Origin of the sequence: Limnofasciculus baicalensis BBK-W-15, assembly GCF_024178385.1 — a bacterium.
Lineage (GTDB): Bacteria > Cyanobacteriota > Cyanobacteriia > Cyanobacteriales > Coleofasciculaceae > Limnofasciculus > Limnofasciculus baicalensis.
In genome coordinates, this window is record NZ_JAMZMM010000474.1 from 1 (window position 1) to 3952 (window position 3952).

Genomic DNA, 3952 nt, shown 5'->3' on the forward strand with positions numbered 1-3952 from the left:
ACTGGTTTGGAAGCCTACACCATACCTGTACCCAGGTTGGTGTAGGAGATGTCACAGACCTAACCTTAAAAAATTGATTCTTGCAGGGCAGAAAGTCCAATTCATCAAATCGCTAAAGAAAGCGGCGGATATGCTTTCCACATTCTAAAGGTAGAAGGGATAGCTGTCCGCCGCCTGGTTATTGGTTATTGGTTATTGGTTATTTGAAAACTATCATACTCTGTTTTCACGAAAATTGCAACCATTTCCGATAATTTATTTTGGAGTTACCCCCAATCGCCCAAGAATCCCGGTTTTTCGTTCTCTCCCTCAAGCTGAAATGACGCAATTGGGTTAAAAAACCGGGTTGACGACTCTCCTGTTAGTGATGATGGTGATGATGATCGTGATGGTGGTGATGGTGACTTGATGCCTGTGCCGCTGCCAATTGGGTATTGACAGAAAGCGGAGTTTCTGATAATAGCGCCTCAATCTGAGGATGTGCCCAATCTGCTACCATCTCTAAAAAGTCATGATGGTCATTGACGCAAGGCATTTCAATGTAAGTAACGTCAGGACTGCGGCGCTTGAGGGCATGGACGATATGATGTACATCCAAAAGCGTCTCATGATTTTCTGTGGCAAAACCAATTGGCATAAAGACAATCGCTGTTGCCCCCAAATCGATTAAATTATTAGCAGCTAACTCAACATTAGGCTGAGTCCATTCAATCAAGGGGGTTTGGTGATTCAGCCAACCTACTGAAATGAGAGGATACTTATTAATTAGCTCCTTCCGTGCTTCCTCATAAAGTGCTTCACTTTCCATAATGCCAGAGGTAAAGCCTTTCGCCTTGTGAGGGCAGCCGTGATTCATTAACACAATACCAATTTGTGAGGGTTGGTGTGCGACTGTTAACTCGGCGGCTATTTTCTCCTCCACTAGGCGGGCGAGGAGTTTAATATACTCTGGTTCGTTGTAAAACGACGGGATGTAACGCTGTCCTTTGAGCCAATGTTCGTTACCATCGGTTAATGTTACCAGGGCTTTATTCACCTGTTCAACAGCAATACCGCTGGTGAAAATAGAATCAACCACTAGTAGAGGATAGATGAGGAGTTTGTCAAAGCCTTGGGCTTTAATTTCTGCCAGGACTTGCTCCGGTAGAAAAGGGGCACAGAAGTTAAAGGCTTTAAAAACTTGGACGCGATTTCCCCATTTTTCTTGGAGGTTTTTTTCAATACCAGCCCGTTGTTGCTCAAAAATGGCATTGTGGGGTGAGATAAAGTTATTGTGCTGATGTCCCCACTCGTGAAAATCAAAAATTGCCAGAAGTTTCGCTAGTGGTGGATAAATCCAGGTGGGTACGGGGGCAAATTTGGCAGTGAGCAAGTTTAAGGCTTGTTCGTTATAGTTAGCGAAGTCTTCGTAGCTTTCGACTTCACCGTAACCCATGAGTAATACCGCGACTCTATCCTTCCCTTCAGTAGGGGATGTTACAGGTTTTAGTTTTTCAGGAGTGGCTACCACTTCACTTTCCTATTAGTAGATTGAACATCGATAGTAGGGGATATCTTGGTTTTGTTTGGACTAAGCTATCCCTACTAATCTTTAGAGTAGCATCCCCTCTGGGGGCATATTTTTAGGTATAAGTTACTTCTATCCCTTATCCCAGCAAGGATACAAAGCCTGAGAGGTAAAAATGAAAATAAGTCTTTAATTTTTTCAATGGCTAATCGGAACATAGACAGCTTCAGAATTCTGGTTTCTTTGAGAAACCAGGTTCGTGTTCAGTTGATGGCTTGAGAAACCGAGTTTCTTGTTGAGTTGACAGTTAAATCGACTCAATAGTTGGGTGCAAGTTATCGCTATTCTTTGAAGGCTCCAAGTCCGGGATCTCGGTATCCGGAGTAGACAGTTTTGCCCTCACCCCCAACCCCTCTCCCTCAAAAAAAAAGTAATTTACATAACGTAACAAATGAGCGAAGGCTGAAAGTGCCTTAACTTCGTTAATTTTATTAAGATTAATTCTCAATACTTGACGAGATTGCGTCGTTTCAGCTACTATGGGCTGATAATCCAAAGGAGGGCTAATAACCTTTACTAAATTTTTATGCTATTGTGAGCCAATTTAAGATTTTATAATCTCTCTTATCGCCCTCATCGACTCAGTTAGGCGTGACTGTGGAATGGGACTGCAATCAAAACTTAGCTTAATAGATTCCTGGTGAAAAAATCGCATGTTCTAGGTTAAGAAGGGCAATATCAAAGTCATCATTAATAATTTGCACATCAAACTCATCAGCCGCATCAATTTCAATCTTAGCACGGTCAAGACGACGCGCGATCGCATCTTCACTATCTTGGGCGCGATCGCGAATTCGCCGTTCTAATTCAGCTAAACTAGGAGGGAGAACAAAAATACGCAAGGCATTGGGAAAAGTTTTGTTAATTTCCCTGGCTCCAACTAACTCAATCTCTAAGATAACAAACTTACCCAGTTGAATTTTTTCTTCAACGGGGGTGCGAGGAGTACCGTAATAATTGCCAGCATATTCAGCCCATTCCAACAACTCACCTGCGGCTGCCATTGCCTCAAACTTGTCGCGGCTGACAAAATAATAGTGTTTGCCATTAACTTCGCCCTGCCGAGGTGGGCGGGTGGTGGCGGAGATGGAAATTTCTAATTCCGGATATTTTTCCAGGATAGCACGGAGTAAAGTTCCTTTCCCAACACCACTTGGCCCAGTAAATACAATTAGTTTGCCCAATTCCATGGAAATTAAAACGAGTTAGAGTAGTTCAGACTTAAATTAATTATGGCCGTTACCGTCATCTTTGCTAAAAAGGAAGCGATGGGCGACAGTTTCTGGCTGAATTGCCGAGAGGATGATGTGGCTTGAATCAGTAACAATGACAGCCCTGGTGCGTCGCCCGTAGGTGGCATCAATGAGCTGTCCGCGATCGCGAGCATCTGCAATAATACGCTTGATGGGGGCAGACTCTGGCGAAACTATCGCAATGACTCGGTTTGCCGACACTATGTTACCAAAACCGATATTGATTAGTTGAATATCCATGAGAAATGGCAAGAGGTTTTTAAGAGCGAGGAAAAGAGAATTACGTCAATGGTATCTACAAAAATTCAGCCTTACAAAGTCAAAACTCAAAACTGCCCTACTCCCCATTCCCTACTCCCTATTCCCCATTCTGATAAAATATGCAACTAGTTGACTTTACCACTCTCATCGCCGCTTGTTCCGATCTACGGACTGACTGGATACCTGGAAGGATTGAACAAGTATATCAGCGCGATCGCTATACGATTGCCCTCGGCTTGCGTACTCTCAAAGGCAGAGGTTGGCTTACTCTATCTTGGCATCCCCAAGCCGCACGGATTTGCCTTGGCGATTCACCCCCGCGCATTCCTGATACATTTACTTTTAGCGATCAATTGCGACATCAATTAAATGGTTTAGCTTTGGTTGCTATTGAAATAGTATCACCTTGGGAGCGGGTATTAGATTTACAATTTTCTAAACGACCAAACGATCCTGCTATTTGGCATTTGTATGTGGAAATTATGGGAAAATACAGTAATGTAATTCTCGCTGATGCCAATAATTTAATTGTTACTGCTGCTCATCAAGTTAGCGATAGGCAATCGAGTGTTCGCCCTATCCAAACGGGACAACCTTATGAATTACCCCCAGCATTAACTGGTACTCCTCCCAGTTTAACAGAATCTCAAGAACGTTGGCAAGAAAGAGTTAGTTTAATACCAGGAAAGCTATCGCGTCAGTTACTCAAAAGTTACCGAGGGTTGAGTCCGGCACTGGTACGTTCTATGGTAAAGATAGCAGGATTAGATCCAGAGCAGTCTACCGAAAGTTTAACATTATCTGACTGGCAACAACTCTTTCAATACTGGCAAAAATGGCTAGAAGTATTGGGGAGTGGGGAGTGGGGAGT

The 3952-nt window shown here is 43.3% G+C and carries 4 protein-coding genes; 1 reads left to right on the top strand and 3 read right to left on the bottom strand.

The genetic code is table 11. The features are described 5' to 3' along the window. Nucleotides 1-361: 361 nt before the first annotated feature. From NJ959_RS26795 to remA, 3 genes are all read right to left on the bottom strand, one after another. Nucleotides 362-1510, bottom strand: a complete 1149-nt coding sequence (locus tag NJ959_RS26795; RefSeq protein ID WP_254014812.1) for a ferrochelatase — start codon at nt 1508-1510, stop codon at nt 362-364. A 683-nt stretch (nt 1511-2193) separates the two neighbouring features. Further along, on the bottom strand, nt 2194-2757 hold the full coding sequence (gmk, locus tag NJ959_RS26800) for a guanylate kinase (protein WP_254014813.1): 564 nt from the start codon (nt 2755-2757) through the stop codon (nt 2194-2196). 36 nt (nt 2758-2793) lie between these two features. Then, complete coding sequence (remA, locus tag NJ959_RS26805) at nt 2794-3060, bottom strand: extracellular matrix/biofilm regulator RemA (protein WP_254014814.1); 267 nt, start codon at nt 3058-3060, stop codon at nt 2794-2796. A 140-nt stretch (nt 3061-3200) separates the two neighbouring features. Here remA and NJ959_RS26810 point away from each other — a divergent pair. After that, the coding region (locus tag NJ959_RS26810; protein ID WP_254014815.1) for an NFACT family protein at nt 3201-3952 on the top strand (752 nt) is incomplete at its 3' end.

What these genes read in the sequence shown, in the direction of transcription:
- gmk (WP_254014813.1), bottom strand. Translation starts at nt 2,757, where the DNA reads ATGGAATTGGGCAAACTAATTGTATTTACTGGGCCAAGTGGTGTTGGG.
- remA (WP_254014814.1), bottom strand. Translation starts at nt 3,060, where the DNA reads ATGGATATTCAACTAATCAATATCGGTTTTGGTAACATAGTGTCGGCA.